General features: G+C 38.4%; 22 protein-coding genes, 1 tRNA gene, 1 other RNA gene and 1 other annotated feature. Of the genes, 16 read left to right on the top strand and 8 right to left on the bottom strand.

Going from position 1 to position 22,618, the window contains the following annotated elements; genetic code table 11:
* Positions 1-247: 247 nt before the first annotated feature.
* The 3 genes from guaB (at position 248) to asnB (ending at position 5,143) form a co-directional block, all read left to right on the top strand.
* A complete protein-coding gene (gene guaB, locus ABS917_RS18300; RefSeq protein WP_339174593.1) occupies positions 248-1,714 on the top strand; it encodes an IMP dehydrogenase in 1,467 nt (488 codons plus the stop codon).
* 135 nt (positions 1,715-1,849) lie between these two features.
* The gene (locus ABS917_RS18295) at positions 1,850-3,187 is read left to right on the top strand and encodes a D-alanyl-D-alanine carboxypeptidase family protein (RefSeq protein ID WP_350480332.1); all 1,338 of its coding nucleotides are present in this window, start codon (positions 1,850-1,852) and stop codon (positions 3,185-3,187) included.
* Between the two features lie 129 nt (positions 3,188-3,316).
* On the top strand, positions 3,317-5,143 hold the full coding sequence (gene asnB, locus ABS917_RS18290) for an asparagine synthase (glutamine-hydrolyzing) (RefSeq protein ID WP_350480331.1): 1,827 nt from the start codon (positions 3,317-3,319) through the stop codon (positions 5,141-5,143).
* Between the two features lie 45 nt (positions 5,144-5,188).
* On the opposite strand, the gene pdxR is transcribed toward asnB, so the two are convergent.
* Positions 5,189-6,586, bottom strand: coding sequence for a MocR-like pyridoxine biosynthesis transcription factor PdxR (gene pdxR / locus ABS917_RS18285; protein ID WP_350480330.1), 1,398 nt, complete (start codon positions 6,584-6,586; stop codon positions 5,189-5,191).
* Between the two features lie 156 nt (positions 6,587-6,742).
* Positions 6,743-6,956: a binding site (T-box leader), on the top strand.
* A gap of 96 nt (positions 6,957-7,052) precedes the next feature.
* Here pdxR and serS point away from each other — a divergent pair.
* The 3 genes from serS (at position 7,053) to ABS917_RS18270 (ending at position 9,784) form a co-directional block, all read left to right on the top strand.
* A complete protein-coding gene (gene serS / locus ABS917_RS18280) occupies positions 7,053-8,345 on the top strand; it encodes a serine--tRNA ligase (protein WP_350480329.1) in 1,293 nt (430 codons plus the stop codon).
* Positions 8,346-8,405: 60 nt separating this feature from the next.
* Positions 8,406-8,837 (top strand): GNAT family N-acetyltransferase, encoded by a 432-nt coding sequence (locus ABS917_RS18275; RefSeq protein ID WP_350480328.1) that lies wholly within the window; start codon positions 8,406-8,408, stop codon positions 8,835-8,837.
* An 89-nt stretch (positions 8,838-8,926) separates the two neighbouring features.
* Positions 8,927-9,784, top strand: a complete 858-nt coding sequence (locus tag ABS917_RS18270; protein WP_350480327.1) for a hydroxymethylglutaryl-CoA lyase — start codon at positions 8,927-8,929, stop codon at positions 9,782-9,784.
* Between the two features lie 166 nt (positions 9,785-9,950).
* Here the strand turns inward: ABS917_RS18270 and ABS917_RS18265 are convergent, their stop codons facing one another.
* Both ABS917_RS18265 and tadA read right to left on the bottom strand, forming a co-directional pair.
* Positions 9,951-10,643 carry a YwaF family protein gene (locus ABS917_RS18265; protein ID WP_350480326.1) on the bottom strand — a complete coding sequence of 231 codons (693 nt, stop codon included), beginning with the start codon at positions 10,641-10,643 and terminating at the stop codon, positions 9,951-9,953.
* 9 nt (positions 10,644-10,652) lie between these two features.
* Positions 10,653-11,156, bottom strand: coding sequence for a tRNA adenosine(34) deaminase TadA (gene tadA, locus ABS917_RS18260; protein WP_350480325.1), 504 nt, complete (start codon positions 11,154-11,156; stop codon positions 10,653-10,655).
* Between the two features lie 103 nt (positions 11,157-11,259).
* Between tadA and ABS917_RS18255 the strand changes: the two genes are divergently transcribed.
* The 3 genes from ABS917_RS18255 to ABS917_RS18245 all read left to right on the top strand — a co-directional run bounded on the left by ABS917_RS18255 (position 11,260) and on the right by ABS917_RS18245 (position 13,488).
* Positions 11,260-12,072: a coiled-coil domain-containing protein gene (locus ABS917_RS18255; protein WP_350480324.1), complete on the top strand. Its 813-nt coding sequence runs from the start codon at positions 11,260-11,262 to the stop codon at positions 12,070-12,072.
* Positions 12,073-12,184: 112 nt separating this feature from the next.
* A complete protein-coding gene (locus ABS917_RS18250) occupies positions 12,185-12,823 on the top strand; it encodes a deoxynucleoside kinase (RefSeq protein ID WP_350480323.1) in 639 nt (212 codons plus the stop codon).
* A complete protein-coding gene (locus ABS917_RS18245) occupies positions 12,820-13,488 on the top strand; it encodes a deoxynucleoside kinase (protein ID WP_350480322.1) in 669 nt (222 codons plus the stop codon). The genes ABS917_RS18250 and ABS917_RS18245 overlap by 4 nt, the downstream gene beginning before the upstream one ends.
* A 43-nt stretch (positions 13,489-13,531) precedes the next feature.
* On the opposite strand, the gene ABS917_RS18240 is transcribed toward ABS917_RS18245, so the two are convergent.
* Positions 13,532-13,909, bottom strand: a complete 378-nt coding sequence (locus tag ABS917_RS18240) for a sodium:proton antiporter (protein WP_350480321.1) — start codon at positions 13,907-13,909, stop codon at positions 13,532-13,534.
* A 157-nt stretch (positions 13,910-14,066) separates the two neighbouring features.
* Between ABS917_RS18240 and ABS917_RS18235 the strand changes: the two genes are divergently transcribed.
* Entirely contained in the window at positions 14,067-14,687 is a 621-nt protein-coding gene (locus ABS917_RS18235) for an RraA family protein (protein WP_350480320.1), read from the top strand.
* 50 nt (positions 14,688-14,737) lie between these two features.
* Here the strand turns inward: ABS917_RS18235 and ABS917_RS18230 are convergent, their stop codons facing one another.
* The 4 genes from ABS917_RS18230 to ABS917_RS18215 all read right to left on the bottom strand — a co-directional run bounded on the left by ABS917_RS18230 (position 14,738) and on the right by ABS917_RS18215 (position 18,484).
* Positions 14,738-16,006 carry a cation:dicarboxylate symporter family transporter gene (locus ABS917_RS18230; protein WP_350480333.1) on the bottom strand — a complete coding sequence of 423 codons (1,269 nt, stop codon included), beginning with the start codon at positions 16,004-16,006 and terminating at the stop codon, positions 14,738-14,740.
* Between the two features lie 81 nt (positions 16,007-16,087).
* Positions 16,088-16,966 (bottom strand): response regulator, encoded by an 879-nt coding sequence (locus ABS917_RS18225; protein WP_350480319.1) that lies wholly within the window; start codon positions 16,964-16,966, stop codon positions 16,088-16,090.
* Positions 16,966-18,228: an ATP-binding protein gene (locus ABS917_RS18220; protein ID WP_350480318.1), complete on the bottom strand. Its 1,263-nt coding sequence runs from the start codon at positions 18,226-18,228 to the stop codon at positions 16,966-16,968. Before ABS917_RS18220 ends, ABS917_RS18225 begins: the two co-directional genes overlap by 1 nt.
* Before the next feature lie 163 nt (positions 18,229-18,391).
* Positions 18,392-18,484, bottom strand: a tRNA-Ser gene (locus tag ABS917_RS18215).
* A 159-nt stretch (positions 18,485-18,643) separates the two neighbouring features.
* Here ABS917_RS18215 and ffs point away from each other — a divergent pair.
* The 6 genes from ffs to ABS917_RS18185 all read left to right on the top strand — a co-directional run bounded on the left by ffs (position 18,644) and on the right by ABS917_RS18185 (position 22,390).
* An RNA gene (gene ffs, locus ABS917_RS18210) (signal recognition particle sRNA large type) lies at positions 18,644-18,911 on the top strand.
* A 155-nt stretch (positions 18,912-19,066) separates the two neighbouring features.
* On the top strand, positions 19,067-20,818 hold the full coding sequence (gene dnaX / locus ABS917_RS18205; RefSeq protein WP_350480317.1) for a DNA polymerase III subunit gamma/tau: 1,752 nt from the start codon (positions 19,067-19,069) through the stop codon (positions 20,816-20,818).
* A gap of 25 nt (positions 20,819-20,843) precedes the next feature.
* Positions 20,844-21,158, top strand: a complete 315-nt coding sequence (locus ABS917_RS18200) for a YbaB/EbfC family nucleoid-associated protein (protein WP_350480316.1) — start codon at positions 20,844-20,846, stop codon at positions 21,156-21,158.
* A gap of 70 nt (positions 21,159-21,228) precedes the next feature.
* Positions 21,229-21,825 (top strand): recombination mediator RecR, encoded by a 597-nt coding sequence (gene recR / locus ABS917_RS18195; RefSeq protein ID WP_350480315.1) that lies wholly within the window; start codon positions 21,229-21,231, stop codon positions 21,823-21,825.
* 16 nt (positions 21,826-21,841) lie between these two features.
* Positions 21,842-22,057: a YaaL family protein gene (locus tag ABS917_RS18190; RefSeq protein WP_079523430.1), complete on the top strand. Its 216-nt coding sequence runs from the start codon at positions 21,842-21,844 to the stop codon at positions 22,055-22,057.
* A 63-nt stretch (positions 22,058-22,120) separates the two neighbouring features.
* On the top strand, positions 22,121-22,390 hold the full coding sequence (locus tag ABS917_RS18185) for a pro-sigmaK processing inhibitor BofA family protein (protein ID WP_079523429.1): 270 nt from the start codon (positions 22,121-22,123) through the stop codon (positions 22,388-22,390).
* The last annotated feature ends 228 nt before the right edge of the window (positions 22,391-22,618 follow it).

Raw genomic sequence — 22,618 nt, 5'->3', positions numbered from 1 at the left:
CTCTTTAGCGCCGATGGTAGTTGGGGGCTTCCCCCTGTGAGAGTAGGACGTCGCTTCGCACATGTAAAACCACTGAGAAATCAGTGGTTTTTTTGTTATAAAATACTTATTTTCTCTCATTATAGAAGAAAACCACAAATAATATAATATTCCGAATTATTTTATTTTTTAAAGATTCTTGACAGTGATGTCCCTCGGAGGTAACCTTACAATAATATTCTTTTATAAATAGGAGGCATTCTTAACAATGTGGGAAACAAAATTTGCTAAAGAAGGTTTAACATTTGATGATGTACTATTAGTACCAGGACACTCTGAGGTTTTACCGAAAGATGTTAATTTGTCTGTAAATCTAACTGACAACATTAAGTTAAACATTCCGTTGATCTCTGCAGGTATGGATACTGTAACCGAATCGAAAATGGCAATTGCAATGGCTCGACAAGGTGGAATTGGTATTATTCATAAAAATATGAGTATTGATGAACAAGCAGAAGAAGTCGAGAAAGTAAAACGTTCTGAAAACGGCGTTATTACAAATCCTTTCTTCCTTACACCAGAACATCAAGTTTTCGATGCAGAGCATTTAATGGGCAAGTACCGCATTTCAGGTGTCCCTATTGTAAATAACATGGAAGATCAGAAGTTAGTTGGTATTATTACAAATCGTGATTTACGCTTCATTTCAGATTACTCATTAAAAATTGATGATGTCATGACAAAAGAAGATTTAATCATTGCTCCTGTAGGGACAACTTTAGAAGATGCTGAAAAAATTCTTCAGCAATATAAAATTGAGAAGTTACCGATTGTTGATGAAGCAGGAAAGCTAACTGGCTTAATCACAATCAAAGATATCGAAAAAGTAATTGAATTCCCAAATGCAGCAAAAGACAGCCATGGCCGTTTAGTTGTAGGAGCGGCGGTTGGTGTTTCTAAAGATACGATGATGCGTATTGCCAAGCTAGTGGAAGCGCAAGTGGACATCGTTGTAATTGATACAGCACATGGTCATTCTCAAGGAGTTTTAAATACAATTAAAGACATTCGTGCAGCTTACCCGGACTTGGATATTATTGCAGGGAATGTTGCAACAGCTGAAGGAACGCGTGCATTATTTGAAGCTGGTGCCGATGTTGTAAAAGTAGGAATCGGTCCTGGTTCTATTTGTACAACTCGTGTTGTAGCAGGTGTTGGGGTACCACAAATTACAGCTGTTTACGATGCAGCATCAGTTGCCCGTGAATTAGGCAAAACAATTATTGCTGATGGCGGTATCAAGTATTCAGGAGATATTGTAAAAGCTTTAGCTGCAGGTGGACATACTGTAATGTTAGGTTCATTATTAGCAGGAACATCTGAATCTCCTGGTGAAACAGAAATTTTCCAAGGACGTCGCTTTAAAGTGTACCGTGGAATGGGTTCACTAGGTGCTATGGAAAAAGGATCTAAAGACCGTTACTTCCAAGAAGATGCGAAAAAGCTTGTACCAGAAGGAATTGAAGGACGTTTACCATACAAAGGTCCTTTAGCAGATACAATTCACCAATTAGTTGGTGGTGTACGTGCCGGAATGGGTTACTGCGGTGCACCGGATTTAGAACATTTACGTGAAAAATCGCAGTTCATTAAAATGTCGGGTGCAGGCTTACGTGAATCACATCCACATGATGTACAAATCACAAAAGAATCACCAAACTACTCTTTACAATAATTACTAGGAAACTTTCAAACGTTACTATCGTCAATTTGAAGATAGTAACGTTTTTTTATTAACAGAAGGTCACATACAACTACTTATGTATGATAAAATGACGTTAGACAAGAATAAAAAATTGGAGGTAGCTTTGTGAAGAAGGTAAGAAAGCAAACGGTATTAAGCATTGTCTTAATCCCGGTTTTAATACTTAGCATGCTGGCGATGACACCTGCTAAGACAAATGCAGCGACGGATTTAGGATTAACAGTAGATGCAGCAATTTTAATTGATGCAGACACAGGGAAAATTTTATATGAGCAAAACGCAGAGACCGCTTTAGGTATTGCAAGTATGACGAAGATGATGACAGAGTATCTATTACTTGATGCAATCAAAGAAGGTTCAATTTCATGGGATCAGCAATATAATGTAACAGAGTATACATATAAAGTTTCCCAAAATCGTTTATTGAGTAATGTGCCGTTACGTGCTGATGGTACATATACGATTAGAGAGTTATATGAAGCAATGGCTATCTATTCTGCAAATGCTGCTACAATTGCGATTGCAGAAACAATTGCAGGCACAGAAAAAGAATTCCTGAAATTGATGGATAAAAAAGCAGAAGAACTTGGCTTAGAGAATTACAAGTTTGTAAACGCAACAGGTTTGAATAATGCTGATTTACAAGGCATGCATCCAGAAGGCACTGGAGAAAAGGATGAAAACGTTATGCCTGCTCGTTCTGTAGCAAAATTAGCGTACCACCTATTAAAAGATCATCCTGAAATGTTAGAAACAGCAAAAATTCCGAAGAAAACATTCCGTGAAGGAACTTCGGATGCAATTAGTATGTCCAACTGGAACTTCATGCTACCAGGCCTTGTATATGAATATGAAGGCGTAGACGGGTTAAAAACAGGGACAACGGATTTTGCTGGTCATACGTTTACAGGTACAGCTAAACGCGGTGATACACGTTTAATCGCTGTTGTTATGAAGGCAGTGGATTCAAATGGTGTAGGCTCTTATAAAGCACGTTTTGATGCGACAGCGAAGTTATTCGATTATGGGTTTGGACAATTTTCGAAAGTAGAACTTCTTCCAGGTAACTATGTATTTGAAGAGCAAAAAACAATTCCTGTTACTAAAGGGAAAGAGGATTCTGTCAAAATCGGTGTGAAAGAGCCGGTTTCTGTAATGGTTAAGACGAGCGAAAAAGATTCATACGTTCCGACATTGACATTGGAAAAGGAAGAACTTGAGGCAGGAATCGAGAAAGACCAAGTAGTAGGACAGGCTGTACTTACAACTACAGAAGGCGTAGATTTCGGCTATATTGATGGCAATCCTATTGCAGCAGATGTCGTCACGACAGAATCGGTAGAACGTGCAGGGAAAATATCATTAATGTTCCAAGGTATCGGAAGCTTTTTCGGTGATTTATGGAATGGTGTATTTGGATTTGCAGGTAATTTAATTAAATAATAAATGAGCTTTTCTATAAGTAAACACTTGTAGAAAGGCTTTTTTTTTTCGCCTAAAAGAATTTTTTCGAATGGGACAATTTGTCGATAAACCATGCAAAACATACATTGATACATGGAGGGATTAATCATGTGTGGAATATCAGGTTGGATCGATTACTCGACTCACTTAGTAAATGAAGAATCAATGATAAAAAAAATGACGAGGACGCTTTTTCACCGAGGTCCGGATAGTGAAGGATACTTTATAAGCAAACATGCTTTACTAGGCCATAAACGGCTCGCAATTATTGATTTAGTGACAGGTAATCAGCCGATGACTCGCGGCGAATTGACAATTGTATATAATGGGGAAGTTTACAATGCAAACGAGCTTCGTGAACAGCTTAAAAATTTAGGTCATTCTTTTTATACAACATCCGATACAGAAGTTATTTTAATGGCGTATGTTGAATGGAAAGAGCGCTGTATGGAGTACTTAAATGGAATATTTGCTTTTGCCGTTTGGAATGAGCAGGAGCAATCATTATTTCTATGTCGTGACCGGCTAGGGGTAAAGCCGCTGTTTTATTATGAGCTTCCGGATGGGCTATTGTTCAGTTCTGAAATAAAAGGGATACTGGCACATCCTGCTGTGAAGGCAGAAGTTGATGCAGAAGGGCTTGCCGCATTATTCAGTCTTGGCCCATCCCGTACTGTAGGGCATGCCATATTTAAAGGGATTAAGGAAGTTAAGCCCGCATACGCAATGATGGTACGGAGCGGTTTCAGGAAAAGCTGGCAGTACTGGGACATTGAAAGTAAACAACATGAACATTCAGAGGCAGAAACAATCGAAACCGTCCGGGAACTCGTAACAAATGCGATTATTCGTCAACTAATAAGCGATGTGCCACTTAGCACAATGCTATCAGGCGGACTCGATTCAAGTATTATTACGGCCGTTGCTGCACAACAACTTGCAAAAGAACAGAAAACATTGGCGACTTATTCCGTAGCATTTGAAGAAAATGACCAGCACTTCACAAAAAATTCGTTCCAAACGTCACAGGATGAATACTGGATCGGAAAAATGCAACAGGCGTTTCAGACAAAGCACCGACAAGTGATGCTGACCCAACAAGAATTAGTAGATGGTTTAGAACAGGCAATGCGTTTAAAAGACATGCCGAGTATGGCGGATATTGATAGCTCATTCTATTTATTCTGCAAAGAAATGAAAAAAGAACATACTGTGGCGCTATCGGGTGAATGCGCAGACGAAGTTTTTGGTGGTTATCCATGGTTTTATGAAGGAAAAAGAGAAACGCTTTTCCCGTGGCTTCGTTCTACAAAGGAACGTGAACAGTTATTTAAATCAGATTGGCAAAAACGTCTGCAGTTACCGCAGTTTATGCAAAATACTTATGAAGAGGCAGTAAAAGGGATGCCGTCATTTATAGGGACTAAAGAAGAACAGGAACGCCAGCAGCTGTTTTACTTAAATAACCAGTTCTTTATGCAGACATTATTGGAAAGAAATGACCGGATGACGATGGGTGCGAGCATGGAAGTCCGTGTACCGTTTGCCGATCATACAATAATTGAATACGTATGGAATATTCCTTGGGAAATGAAAAACAGCGGTGGAATGGAAAAGGGAATTTTACGAAAGGCATTTCAGGATATTTTACCGAAGGAAGTTGTGGAACGTAAGAAAAACCCGTATCCGAAAACGTACCATCCTAAATATACAGAACTCGTTCATCATCGGTTGGAGCAAATTTTGAAGCAGAAGCACTCAGTTCTTCATGAATTGTTTGAGAAGGAGCAGTTAGAACGATTGCTTGCTACAAACGGTCAATCGTTTCAAATACCTTGGTTTGGCCAGTTAATGGCGGGACCACAACTCATTGCATATTTTATACAATTACATGATTGGGTCGAGCAATATCGCATCAATATTATTTCAACATAAAGAGACGTTCCCATACTGAACGTCTCTTTAAAAATCTCTTTTACTTTAACTTTTGGAAATCCCCCAAATTTCCATTAGCTGATGGATGTTCGGCTCCATATCATGAAGCTGCAAATTACCAAACCCTAATAAAAATGTCCTTTTGAAGTAATGCTGCTCTGTTAAATAATAATTTGATAAAGGTAAAATATGAATACCATTCTTGCGCGCGATCTGTTGCAATTCCTGTTCGGATTTTTCATGACGAAATGCAACAAGAATATTCGTACCGGCAGCATCCCCGGATATTGTTATTTGCGAGTAATGATTTGAAAAGACTTCAATACATTTATCGTGTTTTTTACGGTAAATTTTACGCATCCGATTTAAATGTTTGGCAAAGTGTCCATCCTTCATAAAATTCGCTAAAATATGCTGTTCAAACCGAGGAACAGTAGAAGAATAGTAATTAAAATGCTCCTGATAGCGTTGAACGAGTGTTGGCGGCAAGACGAAAAAAGCAACACGCAATGATGGCATCAATGATTTAGTAAAGGTGCTTAAATAAATGACCCGGTCATTTACATCAAGCCCTCTAAGTGCCGGAATTGGTTTTCCAATATAGCGAAATTCACTGTCATAATCATCTTCAATTATAAAGCGGTCCGGTGTTTTTGCTGCCCAATTTAATAATTGTGTCCGTCGATTAGCTGAAAGCACTGCACCAGTCGGGAATTGGTGTGAAGGTGTTATGTAAACGACATTTGCATTTGATTTCTGTAATTGTTCCACTACTATTCCATCTGTATCAACAGAAATAGGAATTGCAAGCTGACCTAATTGATGACGGGGAATAGGTGAATAGCCTGGATTTTCAAAAGCTATCTTTGAATCAGCATCTAAAATTTTTAAAATCATAGGCAGTAACTGCTCAGTACCGGAGCCAATGACGATTTGTTCTGGCTGGCACTCGATTCCACGTGATTGGTGTAAATAGTTTGCGATTTCGATACGCAATGCAAGCTCGCCTTGACGTTCCCCTGTCTGAAGTAAATGTTTGAACGGCTTATCGAGCACATCTTTTGCGTATTTTCTCCATATCGTAAAAGGAAAAGCTTCCTCATCAATTTTTGCAGAAGAGAAATCAATTTTATATTCCGTAGTTTCTGCTGTTTTTTTAATTTCATTGTTCGATATATTACTTTGCCGGTAAGGTAATGAATCGATCTCTTCAACAAAATAACCGACACGCGGCTTTGACATTATATAGCCTTCCGCCAACAGCTGCGAATACGCAAGCTCGACGGTTGTTTGGCTTATATTGAAAAAATCCGCAAGCTCCCTTTTGGAAGGGAGACGTACACCAACAGCTAGCTGGTTGTTAGTAATTGCATTTTTTATGCCGATATACAGTTGTTCATATAGCGGAATCGTATGGTCCTTATGAAGCTGAAAGAAAAGCATCCTCGTTTCCTCCTTATGTAACCTTAATGAAATTTCAATTTTACCTCATATTGATAGTGTCAGAAAAGTATAGCATGATGTAGAAAATTAGTGAACGTTTTCATCAGAACTTGCAAATGTATATGGTTTTATAGTACAGTATGGTTAAATTTATAAATGAATTCGATGATAGGAAGTAGTAGCAAGCACGTTTTTTTTAGAGAGTCAGCGGTCGGTGAAAGCTGATAAAAACACTTGTGAATCCGTCCTTGAGATGCTTTTTCCGAAATAATAGTAGGTGGAAGCCGGCTTACCAAAGTCGTTAATTGTTAAGAGGAATAGATTATTCTATTCAATTAGGGTGGCAACGCGGGTAGCTCTCGTCCCTTTCATAGGGATTGAGGGCTTTTTTGTATTTACTCCGCTAATACATTAACGCGTTAAAGTACTCAAGATCATCATTTCATAAATTTGAGGAGGAAGAATTATGTTAGATATTAAACGCGTCCGCGACAATTTTGAAGAAGTAAAACGTATGCTTCTTACACGTAATGAGGATTTAGGAAATCTGGATAACTTTGAAAACTTAGATACAAAACGTCGTGAATTAATCGCCAAAACAGAAGTATTGAAAGCAGAGCGCAATAAAGTATCTGAGCAAATTTCTGTTATGAAGCGTAACAAAGAAGATGCAACAGAAGTAATTGCACGTATGCGCGAAGTAGGCGATGAAATTAAAGCATTGGATGCTGAGTTAAACGCAATTGAAGATGAATTTAAAAATATGATGATGCGTTTGCCAAATATCCCGCATGAATCAGTACCAGTTGGCACAGAAGAAGATGACAACGTGGAAGAATACACTTGGGGTGATGTACCGGCATTTGATTTCGAAACGAAGGCACACTGGGATATTGCAAAAGATTTAGATATCGTGGACTTTGAGCGCGGAGCTAAAGTTACGGGAAGCCGTTTCTTGTTCTATAAAGGTTTAGGTGCACGTTTAGAGCGTGCTTTACTGAACTTCATGATGGACCTTCATTCAGATCAGCATGGCTATACAGAAATGCTGCCACCGCAAATCGTTAACCGCGATTCACTGACAGGTACAGGCCAATTACCGAAGTTTGAAGAAGACGTATTTAAATTAGTTCGTGAAGAAGATGAAATGGATTATTACCTCATTCCGACTGCTGAAGTTCCGGTAACAAACTACTACCGTGATGAAATTTTATCAGCAGATATGCTTCCGCAAGCTTTCTCTGCATTCAGCGCTAACTTCCGTTCAGAAGCAGGATCTGCAGGGCGTGATACACGTGGACTAATCCGTCAGCACCAGTTCAATAAAGTAGAATTAGTGCGCTTCGTTAAACCGGAAGAATCTTATGAGCAACTTGAAATTTTAACTGGTCATGCTGAAAAGGTACTACAACTTTTAGGTTTGCCATACCGCAAATTAAAAATGTGTACAGCAGATTTAGGTTTCACAGCTGCGAAGAAATACGATTTAGAAGTATGGATTCCTGCTCAAAACATGTACCGCGAAATTTCTTCATGTTCAAACTTCGAAGATTTCCAAGCGCGTCGTGCCAATATCCGTTTCCGTCGTGAAGCAGGCGCAAAACCGGAATTCGTTCACACGTTAAACGGTTCAGGTCTAGCAATTGGCCGTACAGTAGCAGCAATTCTGGAAAATTACCAACAGGAAGATGGTTCTGTTGTTATTCCGGAAGTGTTACGTCCATATATGGGTGGCCTAGAAGTCATTACTGAGAAATAGAATTGTTTTACACCAACTTGTTTATTGCAGGTTGGTGTTTTTTAAAACTTGGAGGTAAATATGGACTATTTTCTATTTAAAATGATTCCGGAAAAGTATAAGGCAAGTTTTCATGAAGTACATAAAGCGGTTTTCGATGGGAGTGCATTCAATGAACAAAAACTGCAAAAGAAGCCAAATTTACTCGTTATTTTAGCAGTTGATGAAGCACGTGTAGCCGGGTTTAAGCTTGGATATGAGCATCCAGATGGTATTTTCTATAGCTGGCTTGGAGGTGTACATCCTGATTATCAAAAGCAAGGCATTGCTGCGACCTGTATGGAATTGCAGCATAACTGGTGTAAAGAACATGGCTACACACGAGTACGTACATATGGTCGCAATGAAAAAAAGGCGATGTTAATTGTTAATTTAAAGTCAGGCTTTCATATTGTAAATACATTTACCGATGACAAAGGTCACCATAAAATTGTATTTGAAAAGCAACTATAAGGAAGATACATTTACTTCCCCATTATAATTTGTTATATTCTAGAAAATAATTGCATTTTCGCAGATTTTTTAAATTAGGGGTGAAGTACATGTATTTTCCAAAGCACGTGGAAATCATTGAAGTAGGACCGCGGGATGGGCTGCAAAATGAGGAAACTTTTGTTCCGACAGAAAGCAAAAAAGTGCTTATTGAAAAACTTGCCTTAGCTGGCTTCAATCGAATTGAAACTGCATCATTTGTACATCCAAAAGTTGTGCCGCAAATGGCAGATGCCGCAGAAATTGCGACGTTTTGCAGAGAGCTTGGTATGAAATTTATAGCGTTGACACCAAATGTAAAAGCATTGCAACGTGCCATTGATGCAGGCGTACCACAAATTGCCGTATTTGTCGGGGCGAGCGAGACCTTCAATGAAAAAAACGTTAACCGTACGATTGAGCAGTCACTTGCTGAATGCACCGAAGTTTTTCAGCTTGCCAAAAAGCACCATCTATTTATTCGTGGCTATGTATCGATGTGCTTTAGCTGTCCATATGAAGGAGAGGTACTATATGAACAAGTAAAGCGTGTTGTCAGCCATTTTGTTGCACACGGGGCCGACGAAATTTCAATTGGGGATACAAATGGGCAAGCTAATCCGAAACTTGTCTATGAGCGTTTTTCGCAGCTTAAGAAAGATTTCCCGCATACACAATTTGTAGGGCATTTCCATGATACGAATGGCTTTGCCTATGTGAATATTTTGGCGGCGATACAAGCAGGCATCGAAAAGTTTGATAGTTCAATAGCTGGGCTAGGTGGCTGTCCATTTTCACCTGGTGCAACAGGAAATGCAGCTACAGAAAAAGTTGTACAATTATTAGAAGAGATGAACGTAGAAACGAATATTAAGCAAGATGCTTTAAAAGAAGCAGCGCATTTTGCAAATACTATTATAAAAAATTAGTAAGGGCCTTGTGAATACATTGCGAGGGTTATAGAACCTTTTAATGACATTTAAAAGTAGTATTAAGTATGTGAATGACCTTGTAAAAGGAATTAATTTCGGAAGCGTTCTATCTAAAAAGTATGGGCGCCTATAAATTAAAAAGACGAGAGGATGTAGCATATATCTACAACTCTCGTCTTTTTCTTATTGCGTGGGGTAAGTATAGCATCATCCATAATACGACGATAACAAGCGTCAAGCTTACCAAATAACCAGAAGCACCAAATGCATCATAGAGCCATTGCAGTGGTGTCCCCCTCACCGGCTTATTCAAAAACATAAAGTTCGTCTGAAAGCGTGCATTATACGCGTATATGGGCGGAACTGTTATAGCTAGAAATAAAGCGGAACGCCAAATATCGCAAAAGGCTGTCTGAAGCTGATTTGTGAAAATTAGTACAAACACAAAAATAACAAGCAGCGCATGAAAGATGAAGCTGTGAAAATGTAAAAAGCCGCCAACCGGATCAATTGTCCATCCGGGGAATAAAAGGGCAATCGCAGCTCCGGGCAATGTTAGCGTATATAGTAATGTAGCTGTTGTACGTGTTGGGAAATAGGCATGCAAGCCAATAATGAAAATACCAAAACCGCACAAATGGAGCGGGGGACTCCAATATGAATATTGGTTTGTTACGAGTAAATAAAGCTGTTTCGCAATTTCTAAAAACAGCAACAGCCAGAAAACTGATTTTAGTAAAAGATCTTGTTTTTCTCGAGTTGAATAATAATAAAAGTATAATGAAGTAACTAAAAAACAGGCAATAAAAATAAGCCACATTATATGGATCGGATCGAAAATGGTAAATCCGTTCATTCCATCACCTTACTTTTCGGATTGTTGTTTTCTCGCTAACTTCTCTGCTTTTTTCCGCTCGCGTAGTCCCTTGAAAAAGTCCGTTAATATTTGTCCGCACTCTTCCGCCATAACACCTTCCGTTACAGTACATTCATGATTAAAACGCGGATCATTGAGCAGACGGTATAATGAGTCAACACAGCCTGCCTTTATATCACGGGCCCCGTAAACAACCCGTGGTACGCGCGATTGTAAAATAGCTCCTGCACACATCGGGCAAGGTTCAAGCGTGACGTATAAAGTAGTTTCTTCTAAACGCCAGCTGCCTATTTTGCTGCAAGCTTCTTGAATGGCCATGCTTTCTGCGTGTGTCAGTGCATTTTGGGTTGTTTCGCGTAAATTATGTGCACGTGCAATAATTTCATCTTTATATACAATAACCGCGCCGATCGGTACTTCTCCAAGGGCAGCAGCTTTTTTCGCTTCTTCCAATGCTTCATGCATGTAATGGTGATCTTTATTTTCGAGCATTCATCTATCACTCCTTAAAACCTAGTGTAGCATGCCGGTGAATACTTGGGCGATAAGAAATAAATCATGCTATGATGAGAGAAAAGTTTGAAGGAGTACAGCGATGAAGACATTTCAAACTGTGGAAGAAGTTAATGAGTATTTTGAAAAAGCATTGGCTGATCTGGATAAAGAATATGAACAGAAATTATTGACGATTGAGAAAAATGAACAACAAGTAACTATTACATTGCAAAAGCAATATGAACAGCAAAAGGCAGCCATTGCGCACCAGCATGAACATGAAGAAAACAAACTTAATCAAAATTGCGTGCAAGCAATCGAAAAAATTGAAATGTTATTCGCCAATAAAAGAAAAGTTATATTGGAAAACTATAAAATTACTTATGAAGAAGAAAGGAAAAACTATCACGTCAATAAAATTGAACTTCTTGAGCAAAAACAAGCGGAAGAACGCAGAAAGTTCCAATTTTACAATAATCAGCAACAAGCGATCCTCTCACAATTTGAACAAGCTTCGGATCTGACAGATGCAATAGAACAGGCAATGGATAGTTTATATCAGGAGTTAACCGACGTCTTGATTAAATATAAACAGCAATTCGATGAAGCGGAGCAGCTGTTTGAAGAAAGCTGTCATGGACTGGTACAACAGCGTGATGAGGCAATTGAAAACCTAATGAATAATGAAGCAGCATCACAAAGTCAGCTAGATGATCAGTTATTCGAGGCATTACAGGATCTGTCTGAAAAAACAGAGAAATACTATGCACAAATCGAACAAAGTTTTATGGAAAAAGAACAGTCTCTTCAGGAAATGGTATTTGCCCAGCAAGAAAAAATAAATGATGATTATGATGAACAGCGTGAAAAGTTATTTGAATTACAGGAGCAAGCGCTGGCACAATTTTATTAGTAGAAATTGGCTATGCATGATTTCGGTAAAATAGAATTGTTTGCTTTGTTGTCTAAAGAACGTTGTGATAAAATTAAAAGCATTGACTATAAAAAGAGAAGGAGCACTTCTAATGTCTGTGCCATTTATAACAGTAGAAGGTCCGATTGGTGTTGGGAAGACCTCATTATCTAAGGCCGTATCACAAACGTTTGACTATCATTTATTAAAAGAGATTGTAGATGAAAATCCATTTCTCGGTAAGTTCTATGAAGATATTAGTGAGTGGAGCTTCCAAACGGAAATGTTTTTCCTGTGCAATCGCTATAAACAATTATCTGATATTCATGAAATTATTGAAGCACAAGGGCCAGTAGTGGCTGATTATCATATATTTAAAAATTTGATCTTTGCAAAGCGTACATTAAAGCCTGCCGAGTATGAAAAGTACGAGTCGATCTACCGAATTTTAACTGCTGATATGCCGAAGCCAAATATGGTCATTTATTTACATGCAAGCTTAGACACATTAATGAAACGAATCGCAATGCGCGGTCGTGAAATGGAAAAGAACATTTCACGTGACTATATGGAACAACTTTCAAGCGATTATCACCAATTTATCGGACATTTTGAAAAGATGCATCCAGAAATTCCTGTCATCTCATTAAATGGAGATGAGCTTGATTTTGTGAAAAATGAAGAAGATTTAAAGTACGTACTACGACTAGTAGAAGAAAAGTTACAACAAAGGAGTTTGCATCAGAAATGAACTTAAGAGAGAAGTACAATATTCCTGCTAATGCAGTGATTACAATTGCAGGAACAGTCGGTGTCGGAAAGTCAACAATGACAAAAGCATTATCACAGAGCTTAAATTTCCGTACATCTTATGAAAAGGTTGATACAAACCCTTATTTAGATAAATTCTATGATGACTTTGAAAAGTGGAGCTTCCATTTGCAAGTATATTTCCTTGCTGAACGTTTTAAAGAACAGAAGCGTATTTTTGAATATGGCGGGGGCTTTATACAGGACCGTTCGATTTACGAAGATACAGGTATTTTTGCGAAGATGCATTATGACAAAGGTACAATGACACCGACAGATTATGAAACATATACAAATCTGTTTGATGCAATGGTGATGACACCGTATTTCCCGCACCCGGATCTGCTTGTATATTTGGAAGGTCCGATTGATGATGTAATTGGACGTATACAGGAACGTGGACGCGAGATGGAACAGCAAACGCCTCATACGTACTGGGAGGAAATGCACGGGCGCTATGAAGACTGGATTAACAACTTCAATGCATGTCCGGTACTGCGCATTGATATTAACGATTACGATTTAATGAAAAACCCAGCACAAGTAGAGGATGTCGTAGCACGTATCAGTTATATGCTTGAACAAACAAGCCATTTACGAAAATAATAAAAAGGACTGATTTCTGTAGGATAGAGGAAATCAGTCTTTTTTATTTCATCCAAACGATAATGAAGATAGGTGTCATGATGAGCAGAAACACGAAGAAGCTCCATAAAACTTGTTTACTTGTCGTCATATTTTTAGGTTTCATACTGATAGATTCGTATAGCTCGTTCAATGCGCGCTGTTCCCTTTCATAAAGCATCCTCTGAAAAGTAGAGTAGTTATCGATATACGATGCCGGATTATCAAAATGAAAGCGAATCGCACGTATCTCATCTGTAACATCTTTATCTTGATGCATATATGTGATTGTAGGAGCAAGACCGCCTGTCAGCCGGGCAGTAACTTGTATATCGAAGGTCTTCAACTTATAAGTTGTCACCCCACTTTCATCCAATACCGTTTCAATGAGCGGGTTATTCAATATAAATCCTTCCTTTCCTGTATTAGTAGTATCCCCAAAATAAGTATATTTGTAACAATTTTAAAAAATATTGCGAAGAAAAAGTTGTATCGTTTATGCTTAAAGTAATTACAGATTTTTACGATTTGTAACATTATAGCGAAAAGGGGATGGGAATATGACTTTATCAATGGTAGATCGCTTACGGGCATTACCGACGACAGCGATTTCCGATGCAACAGGGGGACATACGAATGTAGCATCAGCAATTAAACCGCTTGCAGAACACTTTAAAATTGCCGGACAAGCGAGAACGGTACGCCTGCCGGACGGGGAAAATGGTGCGGTACTAGAAGCGATAAGTGAGGCTGAAAAAGGGGAAATTTTAGTCATTGATGCTAAAGGTAATACAAATCGTGCTGTAGCTGGGGACTTTGTTATGCAGCTTGCGCAAGGTGTTGGTGTCCAAGGTTTTGTCGTGGACGGGGTTATTCGCGATATGGCAGCTGCTAAAGAAATTGATTTTCCGGTATTTGCATTAGGTACAACAGTAGCAGCAGGCAATAAACATGGTGGCGGGACAGTAGGCATAGCCGTATCTGTAGGAAATGTGGCTGTTCAAACAGGCGATTATGTAATTGGTGATAGTGATGGGGTCGTTATTATTCCTCAAAGGGATATTGAGCAGATTATTGAGGCTGCAGAAGCAAAAGTAGCAAAAGATGAACAGCGGGCACATGAAGCATTACATAATGGGGAAGCATCAATCCGCGCATATTTAGCAAAAGTAGTGAAATGAAATAAAAAATGGCGTAGTGAAGTTATTGTTCACTACGCCATTTTCTAATTTTATTTTAAGTTCGCAGCTTGGTATTCAGCAAATTGCTTCTCGTCGAAACGTTTTTCCCATTTCGCCATAACAAGTGCTGCCAATGTGTTACCTACTACGTTTACAGCTGTACGAGCCATATCTAAAATACGGTCAATACCTGCAATAAATGCCAAACCTTCAAGTGGAATACCTACAGAACCTAATGTTGCAAGAAGTACTACGAAAGATACCCCTGGAACACCCGCAATACCTTTAGATGTTACCATTAATACAAGCATTAATGTAATCTGTTCCATAATTGAAAGGTCGATACCGTACATTTGCGCAATGAAGATTGCTGCAATCGCCTGGTAAAGAGTAGAGCCATCTAAGTTGAATGAATAACCTGTCGGGATTACGAATGATACGATATCTTTCGGTGCACCCATTTTTTCTGTTTTTAACATAATACGAGGTAATACTGTCTCTGATGAAGAAGTAGTATAAGCCAGTAATAGCTCGTCCTTAATCATACGAATTAATTTGAAGATATTAATACCGAAAATACGTGCTGTAAGACCTAATACAACGACTACAAAGAAAATCATTGTTGCATAAACTAAAATCGCCAGTTTCCCTAATGGAATGAGGGACTCTATACCAAATTTGGAAACGGTTACACCTATAAGTGCAAATACCCCAATTGGTGCGAATTTCATTACTAAGTTTGTGACCCAGAACATGGCGTCTGCTGTACCTTGGAAGAATGCGAGCACTGGTTTTCCGCGATCACCAATTGCTGCTACACCTAAACCGAAAATTACAGAGAAGAAAATAATTGCTAGCATATCGCCTTCTGCCATTGCATTTACAATGTTTTTAGGAACGATGTCTACAATAATTTGGATTTTGCTTTTGTCTTCTTCAGCTTCAGTTGTTTCTACATAAGAAGAAATATCAGATTTCTCTAATGCATTCATATCAATACCAGCACCTGGTTGGAATAGGTTAGCTGCTAATAAACCAACAACAATCGCAACTGTTGTAATAACTTCGAAGTAAATAAGTGTTTTACCGCCAAGACGACCTAATTGTTTCATATCACCAGTTCCGGCAACACCAACGATTAGTGTCGAAATAATAATCGGTACTACGATCATCTTAATTAAGTTTAAGAAAATATCACCAAGTGGCTGTAAGTATGACTGTGCAGTTTCGTTACCAAAGAACACAGCACCTACGATAACACCCAGTACAAGACCGATTAAAATTTGCGCGGCTAAACTAATTTTAAACTTTTTCAAAATATAGTTCCTCCTAAAAAATCAGATTCAGGACTAGCCTAAAACTAATTTTATTAGATACATACAAAATCCGACAAAATCCGACTAATCCACTTTACTAATAATTTCTGAATATAAAACTTGGATGAATTTTTTTATGTTTACTTTTGCTTTACGGTGCTCATTATTCTCTATTTGATTCATTAAATAACGAATATCCGTTAAGTCAAAGTAGCGTGGGGTATAATACTCAAATTCAGAGTTTGTGTAATCGACAATCCCTAAGTTCGCCAAGTTAATCATTGCAGCTAATATAGTTCGGCGTACACGTTGTTCAATCGCTTTGCTTTCTTTTAAAATTTCGTCAGGCGTATTTTTCGTCAGCATGGCAACACGTTCATATACTTCTTTTAATGGAGGAAGCGGCGCAATTTTATGCTTTTCGATTAATAGCTGTTCAATAATTTTAATAATATCTTCACTGCCGACTTCAGCGACAATTCCCATATCATTTAAAATGGACTGAATATGTTCCCGAGCTGTCTTTTTTGTATGCGTCACATCTGTAATATCAAAGTTTGTCAGGGACTGACGAATAACTTGCAAAGAATTTCTTAATAAGTATTGCTCAGTTGTCCGTTTTAATACCATTTGTACTTCAACTTTATTAATAGGCTTATGAATGAAAAATTCAATTCCTTTTGAATAGCCTTCAGCGACCATTTCTTTATTAACAACTTGAGAGATCATTATAAACTGACCTTTAAATCCATTTTGTTGAAGGCGTTCAATAGTTTCAATTCCATCCAACTTCGGCATCAGTAAATCGATTAATACAAACTCCGGCTGCATCATTAATATTTGGGGAATGGCATCCAGTCCGTTTTTTGCTTCTCCAATGACAGCTCCGAGTTCACAGTCATTAATAATATTACTGAGCATCACACGGCTTGCTCGGTCATCATCTACTATAAAATAGCGCATTAGTAATTCTCCTTTTGAATATTTTTTGTAGGAATTTGCACAACAAAACAAGTAGATGTATTACTTGTTACATGAATATTCCCTTCAAGATTTTCAACAATTGTTTTTGTATGGGAAAGACCGATTCCTGTAGAACCTTGGCCCTGTTCATTAAACTTTGATGTATAGCCTGCATCAAAAATGATCGGAATGAGTGCCGCATCAATACCAACTCCATTATCTTCTACAATAAAAGAAGTCATATCCTGTTCGACTACAACATTTAATGTAATAAATCCGCTTTCTTCAATTGCCTCCACAGCGTTTGCCATTAAATTATTCAAAATAGCAAATAGTGCAATATGGTCTTTTGTTTGAAAATCATCTGGGCAAATCAGTGTAAAGGAAATCGATTTATCTAGATAAGCGGCATAGTTTTCATTTGCTTCCACAATAAAACTTAGTAAATCAGACAACAGAAAATTTGACGGATAGTTTCTCGTAGTAATTTTAGAGAGCCCTGCATGAATACGTTCATTGTCTTTTTTTACTTCATGAATTTCCTGGGCAATATGTAAAGCTTCAGAAGCGAGTTGCTCTTCATTTGATTTCAGCTTTTTGTAAAGCTGGTAACTGTTTGCTGTAAGCTGTTCGATTTGGTTCATCGTTTTTTGGAGATACAATGCTTCTACATATAGCTCCGAATGAATCGTCATAAGTTGTTTCAGCTGTTTTTTCTGTTCCGACATCGTAATCATGCTGTAAATACCTACGACAAAATAGCTGCGTAACAATCCAACGAGTATGAACAGTAAAAAAGAAGTAAACGTTTCCTGATCAGAAACAAGCAGAATATCCGTTAATACATGTTCGATTGTGTTCGATATTACTTCAAATGCTGTTGCCAATAAACCGAGCATAAACGGTTGTTTTTTTAACTCGTCCAGCGGGATTAGTTTAAAACATAGTGCAAAGACTATATAGAAAGCACCTGCCGGCAAATGTTCAATAATTTGAGTAATAAAGCTTTGTCCGTAAATAAAAATATCCAGTAACGAACGACCGACAATGACGATTAGTGCAGTCAATAAACCAGTAGATACAATCGGTAATGGACGAATCAGTAAAGCGAAAAAGAAAATGATGCTCCCTAAACCGAATCGAAAAGGCCCTTCTTCAAAAGGAATTATTTTAATCTCGCCGCCAATAGCGGTCAATAATCCGACGAGGAGCATAAATAAGAATAGTTTAGTTGTTTTAATATGTGGCTGAGTCGATTCCAATTTTGATATACCGCCCTTTACATACATGACATAGTAATTAATTGTACAAGAAAGTTGTCTATAAATACAAAAAGTACTATTTCCCGAACAGAAATAGTACTTTAAAGTGAATGAAGATATAAAAAAAACCGCTCAACTAATGTAGCGGATGAAAGTTCAAAAATGGAGGAGGTAGAGGGATTCGAACCCCCGCGCGGTGTTACCCGCCTGTCGGTTTTCAAGACCGATCCCTTCAGCCAGACTTGGGTATACCTCCAAAATATAAGATGTCTTTTCGACAAAGATTAATTTACCACGTTATCAGTTTCGCGTCAATAAAATTCGGACAAAAAATCTCTAATTTTTTTTAGGTTGGAAAAAATTAATTATAGCAATTCATTGCAATTTGATAGCTTGCTTAGTATACTAATACTTGCCGTGCTAGATGGGGAGGTAGCGGTGCCCTGTAACTTGCAATCCGCTCTAGCAAGATTGAATTCCTTTTCTGAGGCTGTCCGTATTGTTTGGTCTGCCTTTTGCACGTAGTGTTGACGGTTGGGTCCTGCGCAATAAGTACCCATGAACCATGTCAGGTCCGGAAGGAAGCAGCATTAAGTGGTATCACTTATGTGCCGCGGGGTAGCCTAACCCGAGCTGGCGACAAGAGTAACGCTTATGTGCGGCAGTCGAAGAAAGGTGCACGGTATTAAATTACCATTTCAAACGCATCCATCATTTATTGGTGGGTGCGTTTTTTATATGAAAAAGAGAGTCTAATGCCCTCATTTCAAAAGAGTTTATACTTACTTTGTGCTATACTGAATGTATGTATTTTTAAATGGAAGGGAGAGGGGAAAGGTTGACATATCAAGCGTTTTATCGTGTTTATAGACCACAGTCATTTAGAGAAATGTCAGGTCAGACACATGTAAAGAGGACCCTTCAAAATGCTCTCCTCGCAAGCAAGACAACACATGCCTATTTATTTTCCGGTCCTCGAGGAACAGGGAAAACGAGTACTGCAAAAATATTCGCAAAAGCATTGAACTGTGAAAATGCCCCGGCAAGTGAGCCATGCAATGAATGCCCTACATGTTTAAGTATTACTGAGGGCTCACATACAGATGTAATAGAATTTGATGCCGCTTCCAATTCAAGAGTGGAAGAAATGCGTGATATTATCGAAAAAGTCCGTTTTGCCCCGGCCAATGCTCGCTTTAAAGTGTACATTATAGATGAGGTGCATATGCTTTCTACGAGCGCATTCAATGCATTATTAAAAACACTTGAAGAGCCACCTGAGCATGCGGTATTTATATTAGCGACAACAGAGCCTCACAAACTACCAGCAACGATTATTTCCCGTTGTCAGCGATTTGATTTTAAACGACTTTCTTCTATAGATATAGTAGAGCGTATGAAGGTTGTATTGGAAGATATCGGTATGGGCTATGATGAGCAGGCATTAAAGGCAATTGCTCAAGCTGCAGCAGGAGGTATGCGTGATGCATTAAGTTTACTTGATCAGGTTGTTTCATTCAGCAATGAACACGTTCAATTGGACGATGTACTTCTTGTAACAGGTTCTGTAAGCCAAGATGCATTTTACGATATTGCGATTTCCCTACAGGAAAAGGATGTTGCCCAAGTATTAGGCAGTGTCGAAAACTTAATTGCAGATGGGAAAGAACCATTACGTCTTGCGGAAGACTTTATTACTTTCTTCCGGGATCTGCTTCTATTAAAGACAGATGGTACGTTAGAGGAATTATTGGAGTTTATTTCACCGGATGAAAAGTTTTTGTCATTAGCGGGCCAGTTTGAAGCTAATACACTTTACGGTTTTATTGATATTTTGGCAAAGACCCAGCAAGAAATGCGCTTTTCGCATCATACGAAAATATATTTAGAAACAGCACTTTTAAAAATGGCACAATATAAAGCTTCACCACAAGGTATGGCTGCAGTCGATCCGGCAATTGAGGGTAAGGTAGCTTCACTTGAAAGCCGGATAGGGCAACTGTCTGAACAGCTTCAAAGTGGTGGAGGGGGAGCGTCTGTTCAACAAAAGGAACAGGCCCGCCAGCGTGTGCGTCCACAAGGAAATCAGTATAATGCTCCAACAGGGCGTATTCAGGAAGTATTAAAAACTGCAACAAAACCTGACCTGCAAAAAGTGAAATCTGCTTGGGCGGGTGCTTTGGCAAGCTTGCAAAAATCACATGCAGCTTTATTGGCAGATGCAGAGCCTGTAGCCGCAAATGCAAGTGCTTTTGTGATAAAATTCAAGTATGATATACATTGTCAAATGGTAGCTGACAACAATGCACTTGTTTCATTGTTTACACAGCAGATTGCTTCGGAAGTAGGGATTCAATATGAACTTTTATGTATCCCGGAGCCGGCTTGGATTCGTTTGCGTGAAAACTTTATAAATGAAAATGGCTTAAATCAAAAAAAATCACCATCGAATGAAGTGAATGCGGTGGAGGATTTAATAGAGGAGCCCCCTTTCCTTGACGATGTTCAAGTAATGGAAGCGCAAGATCCGCTCATTACAGAAGCCGAAAAACGTTTTGGAAAAGACTTTGTTGAGGTTATCGAAGAATAAATACACATTTTAAGGAGGAAATAAGATGCGTGGTATGGGTAATATGCAAGGCATGATGAAAAAAATGCAAAAAATGCAAAAAGAAATGATGGAAGCACAAGAGGCTTTAAATGCACAGTTATTCGAAGGTGCAGCAGGTGGCGGTATGGTGAAGGTAGTTATGAACGGCCAACGTCAAATGCTTGAAGTAAACTTAGATGAGTCTGTAGTAGATCCGGATGATATCGAAATGCTACAAGATTTAATCGTTATTGCAACAAATGAAGCATTGAAAAAAGTTGAAGAGACAACAAATTCTACAATGGGCAAATTCACACAAGGAATGAACCTTCCTTTCTAAGTTGAATTAAGTAGAACGTAGCGCACATCTCAAATATTGGGATGTGCCTTTTTAAAGAAGGGGGAACAGAATGCATTATCCAGAGCCGATATCTCGATTAATAGACAGTTTCATGAAGCTGCCGGGCATTGGTCCGAAGACAGCTGCCCGACTGGCATTTCATGTATTAACAATGAAAGAGGATACTGTATCGACATTTGCAAAAGCGCTTGTTGATGCAAAACGTAACTTACTCTATTGCTCTCAATGTGGTCATATAACAGATATCGATCCTTGTCATATTTGTTCAGATAAACAACGTGATGTATCAACAATTTGTGTTGTACAGGATCCGAAAGATGTAATAGCTATGGAGAAGATGCGTGATTATCAAGGTCTTTATCATGTATTACACGGTGCAATTTCACCGATGGACGGGGTAGGACCTGAAGATATTAATGTAGCTTCGTTATTGGGGCGCTTGCATGACGAGCGTGTACAGGAGTTAATTTTAGCGACGAACCCGACAATTGAAGGGGAAGCGACAGCTATGTATATTTCGCGCCTTGTTAAACCATCAGGAATTCGTACTACACGTATCGCACACGGGTTACCTGTTGGCGGAGATTTAGAATATGCGGATGAAGTAACATTATCAAAAGCGCTGGAAGGTCGACGCGAGTTGTAATATAGGAGGAAGCCCCATGTTATTTTCTCGGAAAGGGAAACTCAAAAAAGAATTCGATGAGAAACTAGTTTCTTCTATTAAAGAGACAAAAGAAGCTTTACAAAGTGCGAAGGTAATTGAAGAATTGACCGACGATTATAACTTAAATGTAATTGCCGAACGAAAAAGAGCCGAAAGCATACATTATTACTTATATAAAGAAGCACGTGTACGTCGTGTACTAATTAAATAATCTTTTAGAAATAAGAAGCGAAGCAGTTGCATATGTTACCACTAAATAAAAAAGGATGGTGCTATGCAATACATAGTTTTAGCTATGGTCTGTTTTGTTGTCTTGTTTCTTTTTTTATTAAACAAAAACGCAAGAGGGAAAGTGTGGGAATACTTTGCCTGGTTTTGGTTTAAAATTGCAGTTGTTATCGTTGTCCTGTTTTTAGGGAACTTAATGATCGGGGCAGCAGGACTTCTTTTTTATGTACCGATCAATTTCTTTTCAGTCCTTACAATAGCAATCTTAGGTATTCCCGGTATGATGTGCGTAACATTATTAATATTATTTAAATAAAAATAATAAAAAATATTGCTAAGTGAATAGTATCGTGATATATTATTATAAGTCGCAACGACGACAACGAATATCGAAAAAACATTTTAAAATAAATGTTGACATAACACTTGAAGAGTGGTAAGATATAAAAGTTGTCACTTAAACGACGCAATGAACCTTGAAAACTGAACAAGCAACGTTAATGAAACAAGCTTCTTAAATGAAGCAAACAATAGATTTCAACTT

The organism is Solibacillus sp. (assembly GCF_040273735.1).
In the GTDB taxonomy this organism is placed as follows: Bacteria; Bacillota; Bacilli; order Bacillales_A; family Planococcaceae; genus Solibacillus.
The sequence above is the reverse complement of the archived record's forward strand: the minus strand, read 5'-3'. Positions and strand labels throughout refer to the sequence as shown.

What these genes read in the sequence shown, in the direction of transcription:
- guaB (WP_339174593.1), top strand. Translation starts at nt 248, where the DNA reads ATGTGGGAAACAAAATTTGCTAAAGAAGGTTTAACATTTGATGATGTA.
- asnB (WP_350480331.1), top strand. Translation starts at nt 3,317, where the DNA reads ATGTGTGGAATATCAGGTTGGATCGATTACTCGACTCACTTAGTAAAT.
- pdxR (WP_350480330.1), bottom strand. Translation starts at nt 6,586, where the DNA reads ATGCTTTTCTTTCAGCTTCATAAGGACCATACGATTCCGCTATATGAA.
- serS (WP_350480329.1), top strand. Translation starts at nt 7,053, where the DNA reads ATGTTAGATATTAAACGCGTCCGCGACAATTTTGAAGAAGTAAAACGT.
- ABS917_RS18275 (WP_350480328.1), top strand. Translation starts at nt 8,406, where the DNA reads ATGGACTATTTTCTATTTAAAATGATTCCGGAAAAGTATAAGGCAAGT.
- ABS917_RS18270 (WP_350480327.1), top strand. Translation starts at nt 8,927, where the DNA reads ATGTATTTTCCAAAGCACGTGGAAATCATTGAAGTAGGACCGCGGGAT.
- ABS917_RS18265 (WP_350480326.1), bottom strand. Translation starts at nt 10,643, where the DNA reads ATGAACGGATTTACCATTTTCGATCCGATCCATATAATGTGGCTTATT.
- tadA (WP_350480325.1), bottom strand. Translation starts at nt 11,156, where the DNA reads ATGCTCGAAAATAAAGATCACCATTACATGCATGAAGCATTGGAAGAA.
- ABS917_RS18255 (WP_350480324.1), top strand. Translation starts at nt 11,260, where the DNA reads ATGAAGACATTTCAAACTGTGGAAGAAGTTAATGAGTATTTTGAAAAA.
- ABS917_RS18250 (WP_350480323.1), top strand. Translation starts at nt 12,185, where the DNA reads ATGTCTGTGCCATTTATAACAGTAGAAGGTCCGATTGGTGTTGGGAAG.
- ABS917_RS18245 (WP_350480322.1), top strand. Translation starts at nt 12,820, where the DNA reads ATGAACTTAAGAGAGAAGTACAATATTCCTGCTAATGCAGTGATTACA.
- ABS917_RS18235 (WP_350480320.1), top strand. Translation starts at nt 14,067, where the DNA reads ATGACTTTATCAATGGTAGATCGCTTACGGGCATTACCGACGACAGCG.
- ABS917_RS18225 (WP_350480319.1), bottom strand. Translation starts at nt 16,966, where the DNA reads ATGCGCTATTTTATAGTAGATGATGACCGAGCAAGCCGTGTGATGCTC.
- ABS917_RS18200 (WP_350480316.1), top strand. Translation starts at nt 20,844, where the DNA reads ATGCGTGGTATGGGTAATATGCAAGGCATGATGAAAAAAATGCAAAAA.
- recR (WP_350480315.1), top strand. Translation starts at nt 21,229, where the DNA reads ATGCATTATCCAGAGCCGATATCTCGATTAATAGACAGTTTCATGAAG.
- ABS917_RS18190 (WP_079523430.1), top strand. Translation starts at nt 21,842, where the DNA reads ATGTTATTTTCTCGGAAAGGGAAACTCAAAAAAGAATTCGATGAGAAA.
- ABS917_RS18185 (WP_079523429.1), top strand. Translation starts at nt 22,121, where the DNA reads ATGCAATACATAGTTTTAGCTATGGTCTGTTTTGTTGTCTTGTTTCTT.